The organism is uncultured Microbulbifer sp. (assembly GCF_947489355.1).
Lineage (GTDB): Bacteria > Pseudomonadota > Gammaproteobacteria > Pseudomonadales > Cellvibrionaceae > Microbulbifer.
The window spans coordinates 20,157-39,785 of record NZ_CANLDD010000014.1 but is presented as its reverse complement, the minus strand read 5'-3'; the positions used below and the strand labels follow the sequence as shown (position 1 = coordinate 39,785).

Annotated in this window: 13 protein-coding genes and 2 pseudogenes; 5 read left to right on the top strand and 10 right to left on the bottom strand. The window is 56.0% G+C overall.

Features of this window, described 5'->3' with window-relative positions; genetic code table 11:
• Positions 1-178: 178 nt before the first annotated feature.
• The 3 genes from Q1A48_RS08300 to gloA all read right to left on the bottom strand — a co-directional run bounded on the left by Q1A48_RS08300 (position 179) and on the right by gloA (position 2,461).
• Positions 179-844, bottom strand: coding sequence for a GntR family transcriptional regulator (locus tag Q1A48_RS08300; protein WP_299943350.1), 666 nt, complete (start codon positions 842-844; stop codon positions 179-181).
• A 2-nt stretch (positions 845-846) separates the two neighbouring features.
• A complete protein-coding gene (locus tag Q1A48_RS08295) occupies positions 847-1,953 on the bottom strand; it encodes a hypothetical protein (RefSeq protein WP_299943347.1) in 1,107 nt (368 codons plus the stop codon).
• A gap of 67 nt (positions 1,954-2,020) precedes the next feature.
• A complete protein-coding gene (gloA, locus tag Q1A48_RS08290) occupies positions 2,021-2,461 on the bottom strand; it encodes a lactoylglutathione lyase (RefSeq protein WP_299943344.1) in 441 nt (146 codons plus the stop codon).
• 75 nt (positions 2,462-2,536) lie between these two features.
• Here gloA and Q1A48_RS08285 point away from each other — a divergent pair, with 75 nt between their 5' ends.
• Entirely contained in the window at positions 2,537-3,703 is a 1,167-nt protein-coding gene (locus tag Q1A48_RS08285; protein ID WP_299943341.1) for a hypothetical protein, read from the top strand.
• A gap of 186 nt (positions 3,704-3,889) precedes the next feature.
• On the opposite strand, the pseudogene Q1A48_RS21785 reads toward Q1A48_RS08285, so the two are convergent.
• Both Q1A48_RS21785 and Q1A48_RS08280 read right to left on the bottom strand, forming a co-directional pair.
• Positions 3,890-4,111, bottom strand: a pseudogene (locus Q1A48_RS21785) (DUF5615 family PIN-like protein); the annotation flags it as partial.
• A gap of 54 nt (positions 4,112-4,165) precedes the next feature.
• A pseudogene (locus Q1A48_RS08280) lies at positions 4,166-4,555 on the bottom strand (transposase); the annotation flags it as partial.
• Between the two features lie 176 nt (positions 4,556-4,731).
• On the opposite strand from Q1A48_RS08280, the gene Q1A48_RS08275 reads away from it, so the two are divergent.
• A complete protein-coding gene (locus tag Q1A48_RS08275; protein ID WP_299943338.1) occupies positions 4,732-5,448 on the top strand; it encodes an SIMPL domain-containing protein in 717 nt (238 codons plus the stop codon).
• Between the two features lie 104 nt (positions 5,449-5,552).
• Here the strand turns inward: Q1A48_RS08275 and Q1A48_RS08270 are convergent, their stop codons facing one another.
• Entirely contained in the window at positions 5,553-6,929 is a 1,377-nt protein-coding gene (locus tag Q1A48_RS08270) for an amidohydrolase family protein (protein WP_299943335.1), read from the bottom strand.
• A 91-nt stretch (positions 6,930-7,020) separates the two neighbouring features.
• Between Q1A48_RS08270 and Q1A48_RS08265 the strand changes: the two genes are divergently transcribed.
• Positions 7,021-7,632 (top strand): glutathione S-transferase family protein, encoded by a 612-nt coding sequence (locus tag Q1A48_RS08265; RefSeq protein ID WP_299943333.1) that lies wholly within the window; start codon positions 7,021-7,023, stop codon positions 7,630-7,632.
• Between the two features lie 115 nt (positions 7,633-7,747).
• On the opposite strand, the gene Q1A48_RS08260 is transcribed toward Q1A48_RS08265, so the two are convergent.
• Together Q1A48_RS08260 and Q1A48_RS08255 are read right to left on the bottom strand one after the other, a co-directional pair.
• Entirely contained in the window at positions 7,748-10,564 is a 2,817-nt protein-coding gene (locus Q1A48_RS08260; RefSeq protein ID WP_299943330.1) for a pitrilysin family protein, read from the bottom strand.
• A gap of 198 nt (positions 10,565-10,762) precedes the next feature.
• Positions 10,763-11,848, bottom strand: a complete 1,086-nt coding sequence (locus Q1A48_RS08255) for a Glu/Leu/Phe/Val dehydrogenase dimerization domain-containing protein (protein ID WP_299943326.1) — start codon at positions 11,846-11,848, stop codon at positions 10,763-10,765.
• Between the two features lie 338 nt (positions 11,849-12,186).
• Here Q1A48_RS08255 and Q1A48_RS08250 point away from each other — a divergent pair, with 338 nt between their 5' ends.
• Both Q1A48_RS08250 and Q1A48_RS08245 read left to right on the top strand, forming a co-directional pair.
• Positions 12,187-14,154 (top strand): VacB/RNase II family 3'-5' exoribonuclease, encoded by a 1,968-nt coding sequence (locus Q1A48_RS08250; RefSeq protein WP_299943323.1) that lies wholly within the window; start codon positions 12,187-12,189, stop codon positions 14,152-14,154.
• A gap of 191 nt (positions 14,155-14,345) precedes the next feature.
• Entirely contained in the window at positions 14,346-15,818 is a 1,473-nt protein-coding gene (locus Q1A48_RS08245; protein WP_299943320.1) for an aminoacyl-histidine dipeptidase, read from the top strand.
• Between the two features lie 164 nt (positions 15,819-15,982).
• Here Q1A48_RS08245 and Q1A48_RS08240 read toward each other — a convergent pair whose 3' ends face one another.
• Positions 15,983-18,763, bottom strand: coding sequence for a TonB-dependent receptor (locus Q1A48_RS08240; RefSeq protein ID WP_299943317.1), 2,781 nt, complete (start codon positions 18,761-18,763; stop codon positions 15,983-15,985).
• Between the two features lie 170 nt (positions 18,764-18,933).
• Positions 18,934-19,629, bottom strand: coding sequence for a gluconate 2-dehydrogenase subunit 3 family protein (locus Q1A48_RS08235; protein WP_299943314.1), 696 nt, complete (start codon positions 19,627-19,629; stop codon positions 18,934-18,936).

Below are 19,629 nucleotides of genomic sequence, written 5' to 3'. Positions count from 1 at the left end.
TCACCCGCTGCCTAAACGTCAACGGGGCTCTTATGGGACTATTACAGAGGTTAAACAAAATTTGACCAAACAGTCAGAGCAGGTAGCAGCCCGCGATGCAGCACTTCGGAGCAACGCTCCCCCGAGGTGACTGAAGAGGGCCACTGGCGCACCGGGACTGGGTGGGATACGAGGCTCGCTAAAGCAATTCCTCCGCAGAGATAGAGCCGAGTCCCTCCTCAATATCCTGGCGAATGGCCCTGCGCACCTGCTCAACATCCCCCCTGGCAACCCCCATCAGGAGATCCTTGTGGCGGTCGGGCAGTTCCTGTACACCGAAGCGCTGGAACACCAGATGTTGCAGAGGGGCTGTTTGCAGCCACAGACTCTCGATCAAAGAAAGGATGATATGAGGGCGCCCCAGGCGGTAGAGCGTAAAGTGGAAATCGAGATTGGCCGTCACATACTGCTCTATATCTTTTTCCTCCAGTGCAATATTGACTCGGGTATCCAGTTCGCACAGAGCCTCCAGGGCTTCCTCATCCACAAAAGGCAGGGCCTGCTCGGCAGCCTGGCACTCCAACACCACCCTGGCTGCACAGATCTCTGCGAGCTTTTCCAGGGTCATAGTGGGAACGGTCACGCGGCGGGTATCCGATACCTCCAACGCCCGCTCGGAAGTGAGGCGTCTCAGCGCTTCCCGCACAGGCATGGGGCTGCAATCCAGTTCCGCCGCCAACCCGCGAATAGTGATTGCGTGGCCGGGCAGAAATTTGCCGCGCAGAATCGCGTCGCGTACCTGAAAATAGACCCGCTCCTGGGTGGTGCGAAACACTTCCTGCGTGGGGTTAAATGCCCGCGTCATAGTCACGCCGCCCTGACCTGCTGCAGCTTATGGGGCGCCTCATCGCAACCGACCTCGATCAGGTGATCCGCCACCCGACCGCTCTGCCAGATGTTGTGGAAATCATCGGCAACCCCCCGGCTCAGATCCACCACCCGATTCCAGTACCTGATGCGCTCTGTGGGATTCAGCTTGTAAAAATCGCTGCGATCCGGAATCCTGCCACCGGGCAGCCCGGCCACAAATGCGGGAGATGGTGCAACCAGCAGCGTGGATGCCATCGCATCACCGCGCACACGCCGCCAGGAGAGCCCCTTGTCGAACCAACCCGGCACCATATAGGGGAAAAAGTGCGGATAGAGGACCAACCCGTGCGGGTGGCGAAAACGCAGATCGAAATGGTAATCGGTGATACCACCATCGCGGTAGTTGCCCTGCGGTGCTCCGGCGGGGTTTTGTACGCCCGCCATCACCAGAGGAATAGACCCGCTGGCAAGTACTGCGGCACAGACATTGCGGGCAGACAAGGCCGCATTGACCGTGCTCAGGTTGCCAAATTCCACTGCCGCGCTGACGTCGGAGTGGAATATCACCCGCTCCCAAAAGGCGCTCAGACTGTGTCGGGACACCGCGTTAGCCAAAGCCGAAGCGAAGAGGGCCGGGGCCAGCAGGGCGCGTTTTTCACTCCCGAGGGGCCCCCGGCCCCGCACGGTGACAAAATGGCTGTGCCATAGCGGGTTCTTCACCACCTCACAGGCACCGCGCTCGCCCAATACACTTTGCAGAACCCGTTCCCCCGTGGCAGTAATTTCCCTGGGTGTCGGCTTTGAAGAAGTGTAACTTTGGTTGATATACCCGTGCTCCAGGCGCTCCAATGCCGCCAATGGGTCCCGCATCGCGTAACACAAGTTGCGGAAACTGCCAATGGAGGATCCCAGAGTCACTATTGGCTCACGCCGCCCCTTGAAAAACTCCCCCATCAACACCCGGTCCAACTGACTGATCACCAGCCATTTGGGGCCACCGGAGGCACCGACCAGGGTCGAGAACTGCTTCTGGTGTAAACCTTCCTGGCGAATGCGGCGAGCTGCCGTAGCGCCGGCCAGCAAAATGCAACGGGTACGCTTCACAAAACTTCTCTTGTACTTTTCCACAGATCCACACTTCACCTGCTGCTCAAAAAGACTTCACTCCAGGCTACCACTCGCCGGTATTTTCCATCGACTGCCAGGGCTCCTGGGGTGTGAGTGGTTCGCCGTTTTGCAGGAGTTCGATAGAGATACCGTCCGGTGAGCGGATAAATGCCATATACCCATCGCGGGGTGGTCGATTAATGGTCACACCCGCTTCCATCAGACGCTGACACACCCCGTAGATATCATCCACACCGTAAGCCAGGTGGCCAAAATTGCGCCCCCCGGGGTAAGATTCGGGGTCCCAGTTGTAAGTCAGCTCAAGTACCGGCGCCCTTTTCTCGCAGGCGGCTTCCATATCCCCCGGCGCGGCCAAAAACACCAGCGTAAAACGGCCCTTGTCATAATCCGTGCGGCTCACCACCTGCAGACCCAGTATTTCACAGTAAAATTTCAAAGACGCATCCAGATCTGACACGCGCACCATTGTATGTAGGTAGTTCACCCTCTACTCCTTCGTTTTGCCCGGATATACAATTGCGATATAAGGGATGATTCAACTTCACACCGTCAAATGCAAATGTATAAAAAATTCTATCGCAAGTTTTCACAGCCATCCGACATCTGCGCGCCGCCGATACTGCACATGGCCTGCCATTCCCACCATTACTGGCCGGATGTCACCCTCGATGCGGCACAGGAATACTGGCACGACGCGGCACGCTTGGCCGATGACAAGTGGGACACCATCTTCGGAAAAAAAATACCCGCCTGGCAAAACGCTGTTGCGCGCACCCTACAGTTGCCCGATGCCGATCAAATTGCCATTGCCCCCAATACCCACGAGTTGGTCTACCGCTTGATCAGCGCCTTCGATCAAAACCAGCCCTTGCGTATACTGACCACTGATGGCGAATTCTACAGTTTCACGCGCCAATTGGAGCGACTGGAAGAGCTGCCCAACATAGAAGTTACCAGGATTCCAAAAGCCCCCTACGCCACACTGGCCGAGCGCTTCGAGCGGGCGTTACAGACAGCAGACTACCAGCTTGCCTATGCGAGTCTGGTCTTTTTCGATTCGGGTGTGGTGTTCCCGGACTTATTGCGCATCGCCGAGGGCAGGCCCGCTGGTACCCAGTTCGTTATCGACGGCTACCACGCCTTCTTCGCGCGCCCGGTCAACTTGCACGGAGTCGCCAACAAGGTGTTCTTTATCGCCGGCTCCTACAAATATCTCGGCGCCGGTGAAGGCCTTTGCTTTATGACTATTCCCGCTCCCTGCACCCTACGTCCGGTCAACACCGGCTGGTTTGCGGACATGGCAGAATTGCAAAACCGCTCGGAAGGCGTCAACTATGGAAATAACTGGCTGCGTTTTGCCGGGGCGACCATGGATTACTCCTGCCTGTACAAAGGGCTGGCCATTTTCGACTTGTTCCGGCGCGAGGGCATTACAGTCGGGAAAATCCACCGTTATGTCCTGGCTGCACAGCGGCGCTTTCTTCACAGCATGGACAACGCTAACCATCCCCTGCTCAACCGGGGGAACCTGATTTTTCATGATCTTGAGCAGGGCCATGGACACTTCTTCACCTTTGACTGCCACAGTGTGGAGAATGCGGAGCGACTGCACAAAGCACTTAGAGCCCGCAACGTGCTGTGCGATCGGCGCCAACAACTGCTGCGGCTGGGCTTTGCCATCTATCACGATGAGAATGAGACGTATCGACAGGTTTTCAGTGGCTGAGGTTGTCACGTCTATAGCGCTTTGCGGTGGATGATTTTCCGCCTACAGGGCTTCCAATGTAACCCTATAGATTCCACCCAGCTCTAGGAATAACAGGGCCTGCGCGTTATATTCCTTCCAAAATCATCCAAAGTCTACCTTGGGAATCCGCGATAACGTGGGGGGCCAAGTGGGGGGAATGGAAAGCTATAGGAGGAGCATGGGAAAGCTAACCGCGAAAGAAATTGAAAGGATTAAGGCGCCGGAGAAGTATGACGACGGGGACTTATTGGTTTTCATCAAAGTCTCAATGGAACGTACTCGCACATTGTTGCCAATATCCAGACGAATCACCTTGGGCGGTGGCCCGAAGCGGTGCCAGTAATCGACAAAATCTTTGTCTTTAGTGAGCAGTGGTAAGTTGTGCTCTTGAGCACACTCCGAGTGTGTAAATAATTCTGTGTAACCGTCCCTGCCAGTTGCTTATTGATAATCGGTGAGGCGGTCACCGAATTCGATCATAAAGCGGTTCGGTGCTGGCTTCCAGTTGTGGATCGGGACCGTCCATTTTTTCGCGGCGGCTAGCATCGCCAAGTACACCACTTTCATCGCAGAGTCGTCCGAGGGGAACACCTTGCGTTGCCTGGTTGCTTTCCGTATAACGCTATTCAGTGACTCAACGGCATTGGTCGTATAGATCACTTTTCGGATCTCCGGCGGATACTCAAACAAGGTGATCAGGTTCGGCCAGTACGTCGCCCAAGACTTACTGATTTGCGGGTAGGCCTCATCCCATCGCTCTCCGAAGCGCTCTAGCTCTGCGTGTGCGGCGGCTTCCGTGGCTGCTGTGTAGATCCCTTTCAGATCGGCCGTATGAATCACCCTGGGTTCCTCGGAGGCTAACATTCTTGAGAGAATCAGCCAATGAGCAAACAACCTAGAGGGCACCTCTATAAATTCACATATTATTCTTGAAAATAGCGGTTGTATTCTCCCCCGCCAATACTCCAGGGTTTCTCACAACCCATTGCGATTGATAAGGAAAAATCATGAAGTTAATACAAATCTCCACAGTCACACTACTTGCCCTGCTTGTCACCGCTTGCGGCAGCGGTAGCGCACCTGCCGAGCGGGGTACTCTGGTCACTATCGCCGCGCGTGGTGAAGTCAGCCAGGCGCCCGATATCGCAAGCATCTCCGTGGGTGTGGTCACTGAGGCTGCGGACAGTAAAAAAGCCATGGGCGATAACGCCGAGCAAATGGAATCCTTGATGGCGGCCATCACAAAAGCCGGTATCGCCAAAAAAGACATCCAAACCAGCGGCATCAGCCTATGGCCCCGCTACCAGTATCAACAGAATCGAAAGCCACAACTCGCCGGTTATACTGCGCGTAACACGGTCAGCATCAAGGTGCGCAAGCTGGACGAGTTGGGTAATCTGCTGGACGACCTGGCGAGCGCCGGTGCCAACCAGGTGAACGGCCCCAGCTTCGAGATCGGCGAGCCGGCACCGGTTCAGGCGGAGGCCCGTGAAAAAGCCCTTTTGGATGCCCAGGAACGAGCGGCCATCTATGCAAAAGCTCTCGGCATGAAGGTGCGCCGAATCGTGAGTATTTCTGAAAATGGAACCGGCGATCTGCCCCACCCGGTCATGCTTCGCCGCAACCAGATGACCGCCGAAAGTGACCAGGCGACCACTCCTGTTGCCCCTGGGGAAATAAAGGTAACAGTGAACCTGAACTTGGTATTTGAGTTACAGGACTGATCTTTTTGGGCCCTGCATCCTCTCCCGCAGTGCCCGAGGATTCACCTTCCAATTAACAATGCCCCGCGCGCAATGGGGATAAGTTCGGTTTCATTGCGGACTCATCAACCGCGCGCTCCCGGCTCTACAAAGATATCGGCGGCGGGTTGGCTGGGTTCTTTATAAATCCTGCCGTCTTTCATCACAAACTGCACCCGCTGCAATTCGGAAATATCCTCAAGCGGGTTTCCCGCCACTGCAATAATATCTGCCATCTTGCCCTCGCTGATACTCCCCAGTTCATCCTGGACTTGCAGTAGCTGCGCGGCATTCCAGGTGGCTGAGCGAATCGCATCGGCAGGGGTCATACCCCCTTGTACCATCAGGACAAATTCCTGCGCATTGTCCCCGTGGCGGGTCACCCCGGTGTCGGTCCCAAAAGCAATTTTAACACCACGCCTGTATGCCCTGGAGAATGTCTCCAGCATCAAAGGGCCGATGGTGGCCGCTTTTGGGCGCACAATGTCCGGCAAAAATCCCTCAATGGCGGATTTTTCCGTCACCCACTCCCCGGCCATCAGTGTCGGCACAAACCAAGTATTGTTGCGACGCATCAGATTAATCACTTCCTCATCCATATAGGTGCCGTGTTCGATGGAGTCCACACCGGCGCGAATCGCGCGCATCATCCCCTCTTTGCCATGGGCATGGACCGCCACAGTAAAGCCGTAATCCCGCGCGGTGGCCACAATTGCCTCCAGCTCATCCGCCATGAACTGAGGATTCTGTCCACTTTTGGCCACGCTCAACACACCACCGGTAGCGGTAATCTTAATCAGGTCGGCCCCCTCCTTGTAGCGCTGGCGAACGGCCTGTCGCGCGCTGGCCGGTCCGTTGATCACACCCTCTGCCGGGCCGGGATTACCCATCAGATCCCAGCGGCGACCATTGGTGGGGTCGGCATGGCCACCGGTGGTCGCAATGGATTTGCCCGCGGTATAAATCCGCGGCCCCTCAATGATGCCCGCCTCTATGGCTTTGCGCAGACTCACGGTGACATTATCCTGGTCACCGAGATTACGCACAGTAGTAAAGCCCGCAAGCAGCGTGCGCTTGGCGGCATCCACCCCGCGCAAAGTGAAATCCGCCGGATTCCAGGTATAGGACTCCATATAGGCTTGCGGACCAAATTCATAGGTGAGGTGACTGTGCATATCCATCAGCCCGGGCAATACGGTAAAATCGCGCAGGTCCACCAGAGCCTCCCGGTCCCGCTTGGCAAACCCTTTTTGCACAGACTCGACCCGGCCATCCACTATATGCACAGTGCGGTTTTCCAACAATTTTCCGCTACTGCTGTCAAACAGTTTCCCCGCGTAAATGGCTGTACCCTGCGCTTGGATCTGCGCCTCAGTCTGCAGGCTCGGCAATCCCATGCAGATAAACACTATCGCGACGGCAGCGCGGTTGGCGAGGTAGCCCCACTTGGTATTTGTTGTCATTGTCGTCCCCAGCAAGTCTCACTTAGATTCGTATCGTTCTTATTGGAACGCGCACAATTTACCGCAATCTGTGAGTCGAGAGGAAGCCCCAATGAAAATCTACGAATATGCTGTTGCACCCAATTGCCGTCGAGTGCGCATGTATCTGGCGGAAAAAGACCTCGATATACCCTTCGCTCAGGTGGATATTGCCAAGGGGGAAAACCTCACCCCGGAATTTCGCAGCATGAATGCCAATACGAAGGTGCCGGTATTGGCGCTGGACGATGGCACGCACATCACGGAGTCAGTGGCGATTCAACGCTATTTTGAAGAGCTGCATCCGGAGCCCCCTTTGTTTGGGCGGGATGCAAGGGAAAAAGCCCTGGTCGAGATGTGGGGCCGTCGCGCCGACTTCAATCTGATGCTGACCGTCGGGATGTGCTTCCAGCATGTCTCGGGTTTCTTTAAAGACCGTATGAACGTCTACCCGGCGTTCGGCGAGGATGCCGGTAAGCACGCAATGCAGTTTATGGGTGTCTTGAACGACCACCTTTCCGACCACGAGTATCTGGTGGGTGATTATTTTTCTGTAGCAGACATCGGTATGGTTTGTGGTCTGGATTTCGGCAAGGTGCAAAACCTGCGCCCTGATGCCGAAAAGCACCCTCATCTGATCCGCTGGCGCGAGCAGCTCAAACAACGCCCCAGTTTCAACGCCTGAGGGTCGATTTGCACTAACACCTAAATGGCGGAATAAAAGCGGGGGGGGGTGTAAAACTATTCAAATTGGTCATCGCCCCCACCTATTCTGAAGGGGCGATGACCCTTCCGGGGTGTCAATCCCTGGCGGGCAGTACCTCTACAGGCCCGATGTCCAGGGCTTCCACTTCCCCTTGAATCTTGTCGAGGTCTCCCACAATTACCCAGGTAAACTGCTCTGGAGCGAGGAATTCCCTCGCGGCAGCCACCACCTGCTCCTGATTGAGGGCGGCAACTCGCTGGGGATACTCGGCAATATAGTCTTCCGGCAGGCCTTTTTCTAGCTGCCAGTTAATACTGGAAAGCAACTGCCCCTTGGTCTGGAAGCGTGCGCTCTGCTTGAGCACCTCATCGTTACGATAGTCTTCCAACTCCTTCTCTGTGATCGGGCGTTTATCCAGGTAGTCCCGGTACTCTTTCACAAGCTCCTTGATCGCGGGAGCCGTTTTGTCAGTTTGCACGGGCGCGAACAGGATATAAGGGCGCTGGCCTTCCGTATCCATAGACACTGCGCGGGCACCGTATGACCAGTGTTTGTCCTCGCGCAGGTTCATATTGACCCGGGAGGTAAACTTACCCGCGATAGTATTGGTCATCGCATCGAAAGCCTCAGCGCCCTGGGGTTGCCAGGGGGGCATGACCAGCCCCGCCATGATGTAGCTCTGCTGCGCGCCGGGGCGGTCCAGCAGATACACCCGCGCTTTGTTCGGGCGCGCCACCTTTGCAAGCTCAACACCTGGTAATTCTGCCTCGGGCGCTTTCCAGCCGCCCAGGGTACCATTCAGCAGGGGTTCCAGCTCCTTTTCTGTCACATCGCCAACAACAGTAAGGGTGGCATTGTCCGGCCTGACCCAGGTTTTCTGGAACTGCACCAGGTCTTCACGGGTAATGGAGCTGATTCCTTCTGGGGTACCAGAACCGGTCAAGGGTGAACTGTAGGGGTGTCCAGCACCAAACAACAGTGGCGGCAGCTCCCGCAGGGCAAGCCCCCGCGGCTGGGCCTTTTCCTGAGCGATCCTATCCAGGCGATTGGACTTGACCCGCTCTAGATCGGATTCCGGGAACTGCGGCTCGGTCACCACTTGCGCAAAAAGCTCCAGAGACGGGGCCAATTGCGACTTGAGCGCACTCATACTGATGGTGTTGTAATCCAGCCCGCTGCCCCCGCCGATATTCACGCCCAGCTCTTCCGCCCGCGCACTGAATGCCAGGCTATCCAAGTCACCAGCACCCTCGCTCAGCATCTGTGCAGCGACAGAGGCCAGGCCGGGTTTGCTGTTGTCCGCCGCCGCGCCACTGCGAAACTGCAGGTTCATCAACACTACCGGTGTGTCATGGCGCTCGGCCAAAACCACCTTCAGTCCGTTTTTGAGGGTGAACGCCTGCTGTTGCGGCAATTCCAGTTCGACCGTTTTATCCACCTCAGGTAAGTGGCTGCGATCCGCACCCTCACTGTCGGCAGTATATTGTTTTTGGGGCTCGATAATCAGGGTGTAAGCATCCGCCTTCAACCACTGCTGCGCCACATCCTGTACCTCGAGCGCGGAAACCCGGGCGTATTCCTCGATTCCCTTTAACAGGGCACCGGGATCGTCAAAGTAAAATTCAGAGCGGGCCAGGATATCGCTCTTGCCGCCAAAGCCGCCAGTTTTTTCCAGACCCTTTACAAGGCCGGCAAACTCCCCCTGCTTAACCCGGCGCAGGTCCTCTGTACTCACGCCATTTTTTGCAAATGCACGCAATTCCTTGTTCAACAGTTTTTCGACTTTATCGACCGACTGCCCGGGTTTTACATCCACAATAATAAAGAGCTGCCCGGCCAGCTGACGCCCGTAGTAGAAGGCGCTCACGCTGGTGGCGACTTTCTCATCTCGTACCAGGCGGCGATAGAGCAGAGAATTCTTCCGATTTGCCAACAATGATGTCATCAATTCGAGCGCGTGCTCCTCTTCACTGCCAACCGCCGGTACATTCCAAACCTTGTAAATACGGGTTTGTGGCACCTGGTCGTAGACCACTTCGCGTTTTTTGACCTGAGCCGGCAATTCCCAGCGTTTGATACGCGGCTGCGCGCCCGTACTGGGTATATCGCCAAAATACTTGCGCGCCTTGGCCATAGCCTCATCAACAGTGACGTCGCCGGCAATCACCAGGGTGGCGTTTGCCGGCTGGTAGTGATCCGCAAACCACGTTTTCACGTCTTCCAGGCTGGCATTGTCAAGATCTGCCATAGAGCCGATGGGTGTCCAGGAGTAAGGGTGGGAGGCGGGAAAGGTACTCTTGGCGATGATGTCGAAGGCTTTACCGTAGGGGGCATTTTCACCTTGTCGCTTCTCGTTTTTTACCACACCGCGCTGCTCATCCAACACTTCCTGGGTGATCGCGCCCTTGAAGTGGCCCATCCTGTCCGACTCCATCCACAGCGCCATATCCAGAGCACCTTTGGGAACCGTGGCGAAATAATTGGTGCGATCATTGTTGGTGGTGCCATTCATATCCGTGGCACCGGAACGCTGGAAGGGCTCAAAGTACTCGCCTGGGTGATTTTCGCTGCCGTTAAACATCAGGTGCTCAAACAGATGTGCAAACCCGGTTTTCCCCTTCGGCTCATCCTTGGAGCCCACCTTGTACCAGATATTGGTGGATACAACCGGGGCCTTGTGGTCCTCATGCACGATCACCGTTAGACCATTGGACAGCACTTCCCTATGGTAGGGAATATCCAATTTCGGCGCCGGGACATAGGCCGCTTTACCAAAAGCGGCCGCCTTGCTAGGGGGCGCCGCCGCTTCATCCACGGATAGCGCGTGGGACCTATCGTTGGTGGATTTCCCACAACCGGCAAGACCGATGGTGGCGATAAGAACACTGATAAACACTGGACGCAGGTCCATATTGTCACTCCTAATCAATAGCAGCGGAATCAGGGCAATTGTTTACCCGCCATTGTCTACAAAACCTTCTGCCGACTCAGAGTTCGGCCACGATCCTGCCTGGACAAAAAAATGGGCACAGACGTGCCCAAATATATACAACACAGAGAGAAGCGGTGAACCTCAGCCGCCCACGGTATGAAACCGCCGGTGCCTTTGTTATGCCGCTACTGTACCGGATTTGTTCTCGGCGCTCGGCACAGAATGGTGGCCAAAGCGCTCCTCGGCGATGCGGTCAGCCACATGTGCCGTGGTTTCACCGGTGTTATCCGCCCGCTCAAACACCTCTTGCATGGTGTTGCCGATTTCTTCAATGTGGGCGCGCACCTCTGCAGCGTCATAGTCGCCCCGCTGCTGGTAATAAACGTCGATAATACCACCGGCGTTAATCACATAGTCGGGGGCATAGAGAATGCCTTTCTCGCGCAGTACTGCGGCGTGGCACTCCTCGGCCAGTTGGTTGTTGGCGGCACCGGCGATAGCCCCCACTTTCAAACGGGCAATGGTGTCATCATTCAAAATGGCCCCCATGGCACAGGGCGCGAACAAATCCACATCCAGATCGAAGATCTCGTCAGCAGTTACGGCAATGGCACCCAGCTCATTGACCGAACGATCAATATTGTCTTGGAAAATATCCGTGACAAAGAGTTCCGCGCCGGCCTCTTTTAGCAGCTTGCCCAGGCGGAATCCCACATTGCCCATCCCCTGGATAGAAACTTTAAGACCACTCAGGTCGGTTTTACCCCAGCGGTGCTGCGCGGCGGCCTTGAGGCCCACAAACACGCCATAGGCAGTGGAGGGCGACGGGTCACCGCCATATTCGGAGCCCGCGAACAGACCGGACACATACTCTGTGGTCTCGCCGATAACTTGCATATCGGCAACGCTGGTGCCGGAATCCTCCGCGGTGATGTAACGCCCGCTAAGTGTGTTGATGAACTCGCCCATGGCCCGCAATAGCTCGGGCGTCTTATCCTGACGCGGATCACCGATAATCACCGACTTTCCGCCTCCGAGCCTCAGACCGGCCATGGCAGACTTATAAGTCATTCCGCGCGAGAGGCGCAGCACGTCATTGAGCGCCTCGCCGTCATCGACATAGGGCCACATGCGGCAGCCCCCCAGGGAAGGCCCTAAATTCGTATTGTGGACCGCGATAATTGCCTTGAGACCGCTCTTGGCATCCTGAAAAAACGCCACTTGTTCGTGTTTATCGTAAGCGGAATGGGAAAAAACACTCATTAACTGTTCCTCTCCGGAAGGCTGGTTCTAGCGCTGGGGAACAACCACAGCCCTTATCATTTTTTTGAGGGGTAAGATTATATCCTGCTTCACCAGATAAAGTTTGCATATTTTGCACATATCGGCGAAATAATAGCGAAATCTTCATTTATATTGTTATTTCTTAGGATGACTCTCTTAAAAGAATATGCCGGACCTGAGGGTCAGAAAGCCTTGTGGTTGGACCATTGCGTCCGGCACCCAAGAAAAGACTTCCAGCTCCGGACAGGATCGCATTACACGATGCAAACTGGGTCTGGTAGAATCCGCGCCCAAATCGAACCCTAGGGAACTACTCGATGCTGAATTCCGACGCTCTGAAGCAACTCTCACAGCTGAAAACCGATATTCGCTCCAGTAAAGAATTTGCCGAAGGCCGGGTACGCGGCAGTAATGGCAAATTCGGTTTCGTGGCGCTGGTGGATGGACGGGAGGCCTTCCTGCCCCCCAGTCAGATGGAGCGTGTTTTCCCTGGCGACCGGGTTCGCGTCAGCCTGGCAGAGGAGCCCAAGGGCAAGCTCACCGCCGAGCTGGATGCCCTGCTTGAAAGTGAACTCGACTATCTTGTCGGCCGATATATCCAGCGGGGCCAGGGGCACTTTATCCAGCCCACCCAAAATGCCCTGACCCGCTGGATCTTCCTGCCCCCAAAGGCCCGGGGCAAGGCCCAGCCCGGCGACTTTATTGCCTGTAAGGTCAATCGCCATCCCTTTAAGGACGGTCGCGCCCAGGCCAGGGTGGAGACGGTTATCGGCAAACCCGAGATACCCGGTATTGAGCACGCCTATACAATCGCCCAGTACCGGTTGCCAGAGCAATTCGGTCCGGCCGCAAAGAAACAGTCGGAAACCATTGCCGGGCAACTGGCGTCTGTGACTGCCGGGCGCACGGACCTCTCCGGACTGGGCTTTGCCACCATTGATGCGGAAAGCACCCGTGATATGGACGACGCCCTTGCCGTTAGCGCACGTGAGGAGGGTTGGACCCTGCATATCGCTATTGCCGACCCCACCAGCGTGATTGACCAGGACAGCCCGCTGGATCAGGAAGCCTTCAAACGCGCCCACAGCCTATACCTGCCCGGCGAAACCCTGCCCATGCTGCCCTGCAATCTGTGCGAGGACCTCGTCTCCCTGATTCCCGAACAACTGCGCCCGGCACTGGTTGTGCATATTGATATCAACAACGATGGCAGTATCAGCGGGAGCCAGTATGAATTTGCCGCAATTCGCTCCCAGTACAAACTGAGTTATACACAAGTCAGCCGTTTTATCGAGGGTGACGATGCCGCAGTGCCCGAAGCGCAAAAGGAGAGCTTACGCAATCTCGCTGCAACCTATAAAGCCCGCGCCGCTTACCGCACCACCCACTCCCTGGCCATGGAGGATCGCCCGGAGTATGAGATCTGCCTCAACAGACAACGCAAAATTGAGCGCATCGAAAGGCGGGAGCGCAATATCGCCCAGCGCATGGTGGAAGAAGCCATGCTTGCGACCAATATCAGCATCGGCGCCAAGCTGGCAGAACTGCAGCGGGGCTGCTTTTCTGTGCACCTGGGCTTCCGCGAAGAGCGCATGGGCGAGGTAAAAAGCCTCCTCAAGACGCTTTTGCCGGAGTATGCCGAGAAAGACCTGGACCAACTGGAGCACTACCTGGCCCTGGTAAAGCACCTGGAAAGCCACGGTGACCCACAAATGCAAAACCTCCTGAGCGTACTGAAACGCATGCTGCGCCCCGGTCTGCTCGATAACAAGGCCGGCGCACACCTGGGTTTGGGGCTCGAGGCCTACGCCACGGTGACCTCCCCCATTCGCAAGTACAACGATCTGCACAATCACCGCGTACTGCGTGCGGCCATCCAGAAGGGCGACACCCCGGCGCTCAGCGACACGCACATTGAGGCCCTGCAAAACAGCCTGGTCCGCGGTCGCCAGGCCAGGCGCGCCCTGGAGCAGTGGCTGTATGCCCAGTTTATGCAGGATAAAATCGGTAACACATACGCCGGCAGAATCACCCTGGTAACTGGCGCCGGCCTCGGAGTACGCCTCGATCAATTTGGCATCGATGGATTTGTGCGCCTGAATGGGGACAAAAAGAACCTTCCGGCATTTGACGGCAAACTTCTCATCCTCACACACAATGAGCAGCGTTTCCAACTGGAACAAGCCGTTGCGGTCAAGGTAGCTTCTGTGGATCTGGACAAGCGCCGTGTCGCTTTCGAGCTTGCGTTGGAGAATGCACAACCCGACAGCACGGCAAAAGCATAACCAAGGCAAAATACCCTGAAGAGCCCGATCCCTGTCGGGCTCTCCCCTGTTGTGTTCCAGATGCTGGTTATTAACTGGGTATAACAAAAAATACCACCAGCTTTTGCAATACCCATTGGATTGCCAAATGCAATAACACCGCCACGGCACCGGCTGTGACAGGCAATCCATCAAAATGATCGAGGCCTCCCATGAATCCTATTGCCACACTGACCCCCACCCCTCTGTGGAAACACTTCGCCGCACTGTGTGACATCCCCCGCCCCTCCAAACATGAAGACCGGGTAGTGGAACACGTCCTCAATTTTTCCAGAGCCCGCAATCTGATGGCGCAGTTGGATACAGTTGGCAATGTTATTATCAAGAAGCCCGCAACGCCGGGTATGGAACAGCGCCACACCCTGGCCCTGCAAAGTCATTTGGATATGGTGCCGCAGAAAAATGCCAACACGGTGCACAATTTCCTAACCGATCCCATCAAGCCCTACGTGGATGGCGAATGGGTCACCGCAGAAGGCACCACTCTCGGGGCCGACAATGGCATAGGCGTCGCCGCCATACTCGCCCTATTGGAATCCACCAACATCCCCCACCCCGCCCTGGAGGCGCTGCTCACCATTGATGAAGAGGCGGGCATGACCGGCGCAAAGCACCTGCAGCCGGGCTATTTCGAGGCGAATCTGCTCCTGAACCTGGATACTGAAGATGAAGGGGAGCTCTATATCGGCTGTGCCGGGGGCGTGGATGTGAATGCTTCCCTCACTTACTTTAGGGAACCCATAGCGGTAGACAGCCAGGCCTTTACACTCTCTGTGCGCGGCCTGCGCGGCGGGCATTCGGGCCTGGATATCGATAAAGGGCGCGGCAATGCCAACAAAATTGCCAACCGCATTATCGACACGGCCCTGGGCAAGATCCCCGAGCTGCGCATTGCCGCACTGGATGGCGGCAGTCTGCGCAATGCCATTCCCCGCGAATCCTTCAGCACCCTTGTGGTACCGACCGGGGCCCAGGACAAACTGCAACAGATCATCGACAGCGAAAGCGCACGCCTCTCGCGGGAGTTTGACAACGAAGCGGACCTCGCAATCACCCTGGAACCCACAGAGACACCAACCAGCACCATGGATGCCGCAAGCCAGCTCAGGCTGATTCGCGCCATTCGTTGCTGCCCCAATGGTGTGGCGCGCATGAGCACCAAGTTGGCAGCTATTGCCGACACTTCCAATAACCTGGCCCGCGTTGTTACGGGTGAGAAGGACGGCAAGCCGCTGGTGCAAATCCAATGCCTGGTGCGCAGCCTGTCGGACACTGCCCGCGACCAACACGGTCTGGATGTTGCCGCCAGCTTCGAACTGGCCGGCGCCACAACCAGGCTGGACAATGCCTACCCCGGCTGGGCGCCGAACCCCAACTCGCCCCTGCTTGCACTGATGCAAGGCGTTTATAAAGAGATGACCGGGGCAGACCCAGAAGTAAAAGTGATCCACGCAGGCCTGGAGTGCGGCCTTCTGGCCAAACCCTACCCCAACTGGGACATGGTCTCCTTTGGCCCCACCATCCGTCGCGCACACTCCCCTGAAGAGCGGGTGCATATCCACAGCGTTGCCAATTTCTGGGACTACTTGATCAAAGTGGTACAGGCAGTCCCTACCCGCAATTAACCAGCTGGCGGTGAGTTAACAACGGGCGCTCAAGGGGTGAATATCTGACCAGTACAGACGCTATTGAGCAGCCAAACAATCGATAAACCCGATTGGTCCGTTTACCGCTCAACAGGGTTTCAAACCGTGTGAACAAAGAACTCTGCCCACACGGCGCCGGGACATCAGAAACTATACGTCAGACCCAGGTAGGCGCGGCGACCGGAATAATAGGAGCCATACACCCGGTTCTTTTCCCCCCAGTAGCGGTCCACCTTTTCCTCGGTCAGGTTGATAATTGAAGCGGAGAGTACAAGCGAGTCGATCAGGTTATAGGACGCGTTCACATCCACCTGGTCGTACTCATCGGTAAAGGTATTGATACCGTTGTGGAAACCATCTGCATAGGCGCTGCGATAGTTGTAGGAGGCCCGCACACTGAAATCGTTGGTCTCGTAGTACACCGACAAGTTGTACTGGTCTTTGGAGGTACCCGCAATCTCTGTTTTGGATTTAACCCCTTTGAGATCAATCTCCGCCAACTCTGTATCCGTATAAGTGTAGTTGGCAAGCACCCCAAAACCGTTATCAAAGGCATACTGCGCAAACAGTTCCACGCCCCGGGCAGTGGCATCGGTACCGTTGAGGGGCATATTCATGGCCACCTTCACAGTTTCACCTTTAATTTCCCTGGTGACTGTGGAGCTGCCGTTGATCACGAAAGAGGCGATATCCTTCTGGAACAGGGTCAATCCCATTGCCGAGGCATCGTCGAAATACCACTCCAGACCCAGGTCAAACTGATCCGCATTGTAGGGTTCCAGTTCGGCGTTGCCCGCATAGCCAGTCCTCGGACCTGGCGCCGGCAGATTCGGATTGTTCGGATCGGGTAGCGGGGCGTGGATCGTTTCAGAGCCACCCAGGTCGGAGTAATCCACCCGCGCAATTACCCGTGCAAGAGCTGCACGCATGACCAGTTGCTCGGAAATATCCCAGGCAATATTGGCGCTCGGCAGAATATCGGTGTTGCTGCTATCGCGAACATTGGGCTCATCCTGTAGCTGCCCCTCGATATTATCAAAGGTGCGCGCATACTGTTGGGTCTGCACCGCGCGAATACCAAAGTTTCCGCGCAAAAAGGACGAGGCGAAATTCTGCTGTACATAGGCCGCGGTGACTTCTTCGCCAATGCGATACACCTGGTTCGTCTCAATAAGCACCGTAGGATCACCGTAAGTCTCATAGAGAAACGCTTTCAATTTCTCAAACTTCAGGTAGGCAAAGCCGGGCACATTGACGCCGCCAATAATATTGTCGAGCGGGCCATCCGAAAGAATATCGATGGTATCCGGCACGCCACTGGTGTCCGTGTGGAAGGAGTCGTCCGGCCACCAGGGATAACAGGCACCGTCGACACCACCCCAATTGATGGTCGGGCAAGGGGGCTTGTCATCGTCCCAAGCCTGCCTAGTAATCCGCCGGTTAATTTCGTGATCGCGGTATTTCAGTCCCAGGTCCAGGGCGCTGAACCAGCCATAATCCATATCAATGGATACATCCATCTGGTAGTAGTTTTCCTGATCTTCACTGCTGGCCCAATGAGAAGAGAACCAGTCGTACAGGGGATAGGTATTGGGGTCGCCCAGATCGGCACTGGTATCAATCTCCGCGGTGCCACTGCTGAGATCCCAGCTCCAATCAGTCACGGTACCATAGCGCGCGTTCACCGATGCAAACAACTTCTCAGACGGCCCCCCTTCCGCGCCGGTATTCCCTACAACCAGGCGCAGGCTATAACCATCCCCCTGATAACTGACATTGAAATCCAGGGTATCGGAACTGTATTTCGCGCGCGTGTAGTCGCCGGCTACCTGCGGCGACTGCAATTGTGTCTGGCCCCTGTCCAGCATGCCGATGCCGAGCAAGGTATCGCCATCCTCATCAAACTTAAGACCACCAGGGGCAATGGCATCACCATAGTTCCACTCAGGAAATACGATGCGATAGTTTTCTGAATTGCCCCCCTGTTCAAAGCGAAAATAATTGAAGCCGAATTCCAACTGCTCCAGCGGGCGCCACTGGGCACTGAACTGCATTCCCTCGCGGGTGCGCGCCTCCTCAAAGACACTGCCCACCACGGCCCTGGGGGCATAAAAATCCCGGTATTCGTTACCGTCGATATCCACCAGGGAACCTCTGGCCTCTGTGCCCTCCTGCGGTGCTTCATCACCCTGCCAGCCCCAGTTTTCTACCGAGGTGCTAATAACACGGTTCTGGCGATCCTGCCTGGAATAGCCAAACAACACACCAACGGTCTCTTGATCATTTTTCCAGGAGAAAAAACCCGTGAACTGGGGCTCATACTTCCCGGTGACATCCGCATAAGTGGTCTCCACGACTACCCTACCCTCTCCCGCATCCAGATCCAGGGGCCTACGGGTATGCAAAACCACGGTACCGCCGATCCCCCCCTCATCCAGTTTTGCTTCGGGACTCTTGTAGACATCCGCGCGGGAAATCATCGCCGACGGCAACAGCGTATAGGAGAAAGACCGTGACGGATTATCGCCCGGCGTGGCGATATAATTACCGTTCAGTTGGGTGAAGGTCAGCTCCGGCGCAGTACCACGGATACTGACCCGCGCGCCTTCCCCGCCACTGCGGACGATGGACACCCCGGGCACCCGCTGCAGGGCGTCCGCCACGTTTTTATCAGGAAATTTACCGATATCCACAGCGGTAATTGAATCCACCACCGCGTTGGAAAAACGCTTCACATTGAGATTTTTCTCCATGCTCTGGCGAATACCCAGTACCACCACTTCCTCAAGGGCCGGGCTCTCTGTTGCTTCCTCCTCCGAACTCTGCGCTTGTGTTATACCGACAATACTGCACAGCACCAGCACACTGGCGGATGTACGCAATAATTCCACTTGACGGTTTGTTTTTAGGGATTTTTCTTTCATTGCTCAACGCCTCTTTTATTATTGTCCGGGCCTTCCGCTCACCCTCTCGACCCGGCATGCTTCAATGCCAAGCTATTGGAATAAGCCCCGGTTTCAGGTCTACCCGTCCCTGGTTTACGTTTTTTTAAATGGCAACCCGCTTTCCCGCGGGTTGACGCCATAGGGGATACTCAGCTATCCAGGCCGAGTCGCTTTAGTACCTCGGGCGGCGCTCCGGGGAAGCTGGCCATGGGCCTGTTGCCCAGATAGCCGATATCCGCCATACCTTCCTCGGTGGTGTAGAAAGCGGTTGCCGTGAGACCCCTGATCTTGGCAAAGAAACGCGCGCCGGCCTGGAACTCCGGCTTTGCGGTGCGGGTCCACTTGATGTCTTCACAGATCGCGGTTTTTTGAGGTTCACTCAATTCGATAAAAGGCGCATCGAACCTGCGCCTGGACTCCCCATCCAGCCAGACAACCCCGCCACGCACGGTGACAAGATCCGCTTTGTTGTTGGCGTAAGGCGCACTGACATATTCGTTGATATAGTTCTGCGCCCCCACAGAGGAAGCGCTGGGGGAGATTTCATCTGCCGGGATAATCACATCGCACAGAGCCGCCAGTACCGCCATCTCGCTCGCACCCAGCTGCATCTCCCAGGGCACTACTGGATTGAGCAGATCCGGGTCCGTCGGGGTTCCCCTGGCCAGGGTTTGTTTTGGAGCATCCAGGTTTTTCACCGCGGGTTTTGCCGCTGGCTTGCCCTCCTTCACGACCATCTTTTGCGCGACCTTCTCCGAACAGCCAATCACCGGAACTGCAGCGGCGGTGGTCGCGATCAAACGCAAGACATTGCGGCGGCCCAGGTTGGTTTTTTCCTCGCTCAT

Excerpts from the sequence above, each read along its gene's own strand:
- Q1A48_RS08300 (WP_299943350.1), bottom strand. The coding sequence starts at position 844 with ATGACGCGGGCATTTAACCCCACGCAGGAAGTGTTTCGCACCACCCAG.
- Q1A48_RS08285 (WP_299943341.1), top strand. The coding sequence starts at position 2,537 with ATGTATAAAAAATTCTATCGCAAGTTTTCACAGCCATCCGACATCTGC.
- Q1A48_RS08275 (WP_299943338.1), top strand. The coding sequence starts at position 4,732 with ATGAAGTTAATACAAATCTCCACAGTCACACTACTTGCCCTGCTTGTC.
- Q1A48_RS08270 (WP_299943335.1), bottom strand. The coding sequence starts at position 6,929 with ATGACAACAAATACCAAGTGGGGCTACCTCGCCAACCGCGCTGCCGTC.
- Q1A48_RS08265 (WP_299943333.1), top strand. The coding sequence starts at position 7,021 with ATGAAAATCTACGAATATGCTGTTGCACCCAATTGCCGTCGAGTGCGC.
- Q1A48_RS08260 (WP_299943330.1), bottom strand. The coding sequence starts at position 10,564 with ATGGACCTGCGTCCAGTGTTTATCAGTGTTCTTATCGCCACCATCGGT.
- Q1A48_RS08255 (WP_299943326.1), bottom strand. The coding sequence starts at position 11,848 with ATGAGTGTTTTTTCCCATTCCGCTTACGATAAACACGAACAAGTGGCG.
- Q1A48_RS08250 (WP_299943323.1), top strand. The coding sequence starts at position 12,187 with ATGCTGAATTCCGACGCTCTGAAGCAACTCTCACAGCTGAAAACCGAT.
- Q1A48_RS08245 (WP_299943320.1), top strand. The coding sequence starts at position 14,346 with ATGAATCCTATTGCCACACTGACCCCCACCCCTCTGTGGAAACACTTC.
- Q1A48_RS08240 (WP_299943317.1), bottom strand. The coding sequence starts at position 18,763 with ATGAAAGAAAAATCCCTAAAAACAAACCGTCAAGTGGAATTATTGCGT.
- Q1A48_RS08235 (WP_299943314.1), bottom strand. The coding sequence starts at position 19,629 with ATGAGCGAGGAAAAAACCAACCTGGGCCGCCGCAATGTCTTGCGTTTG.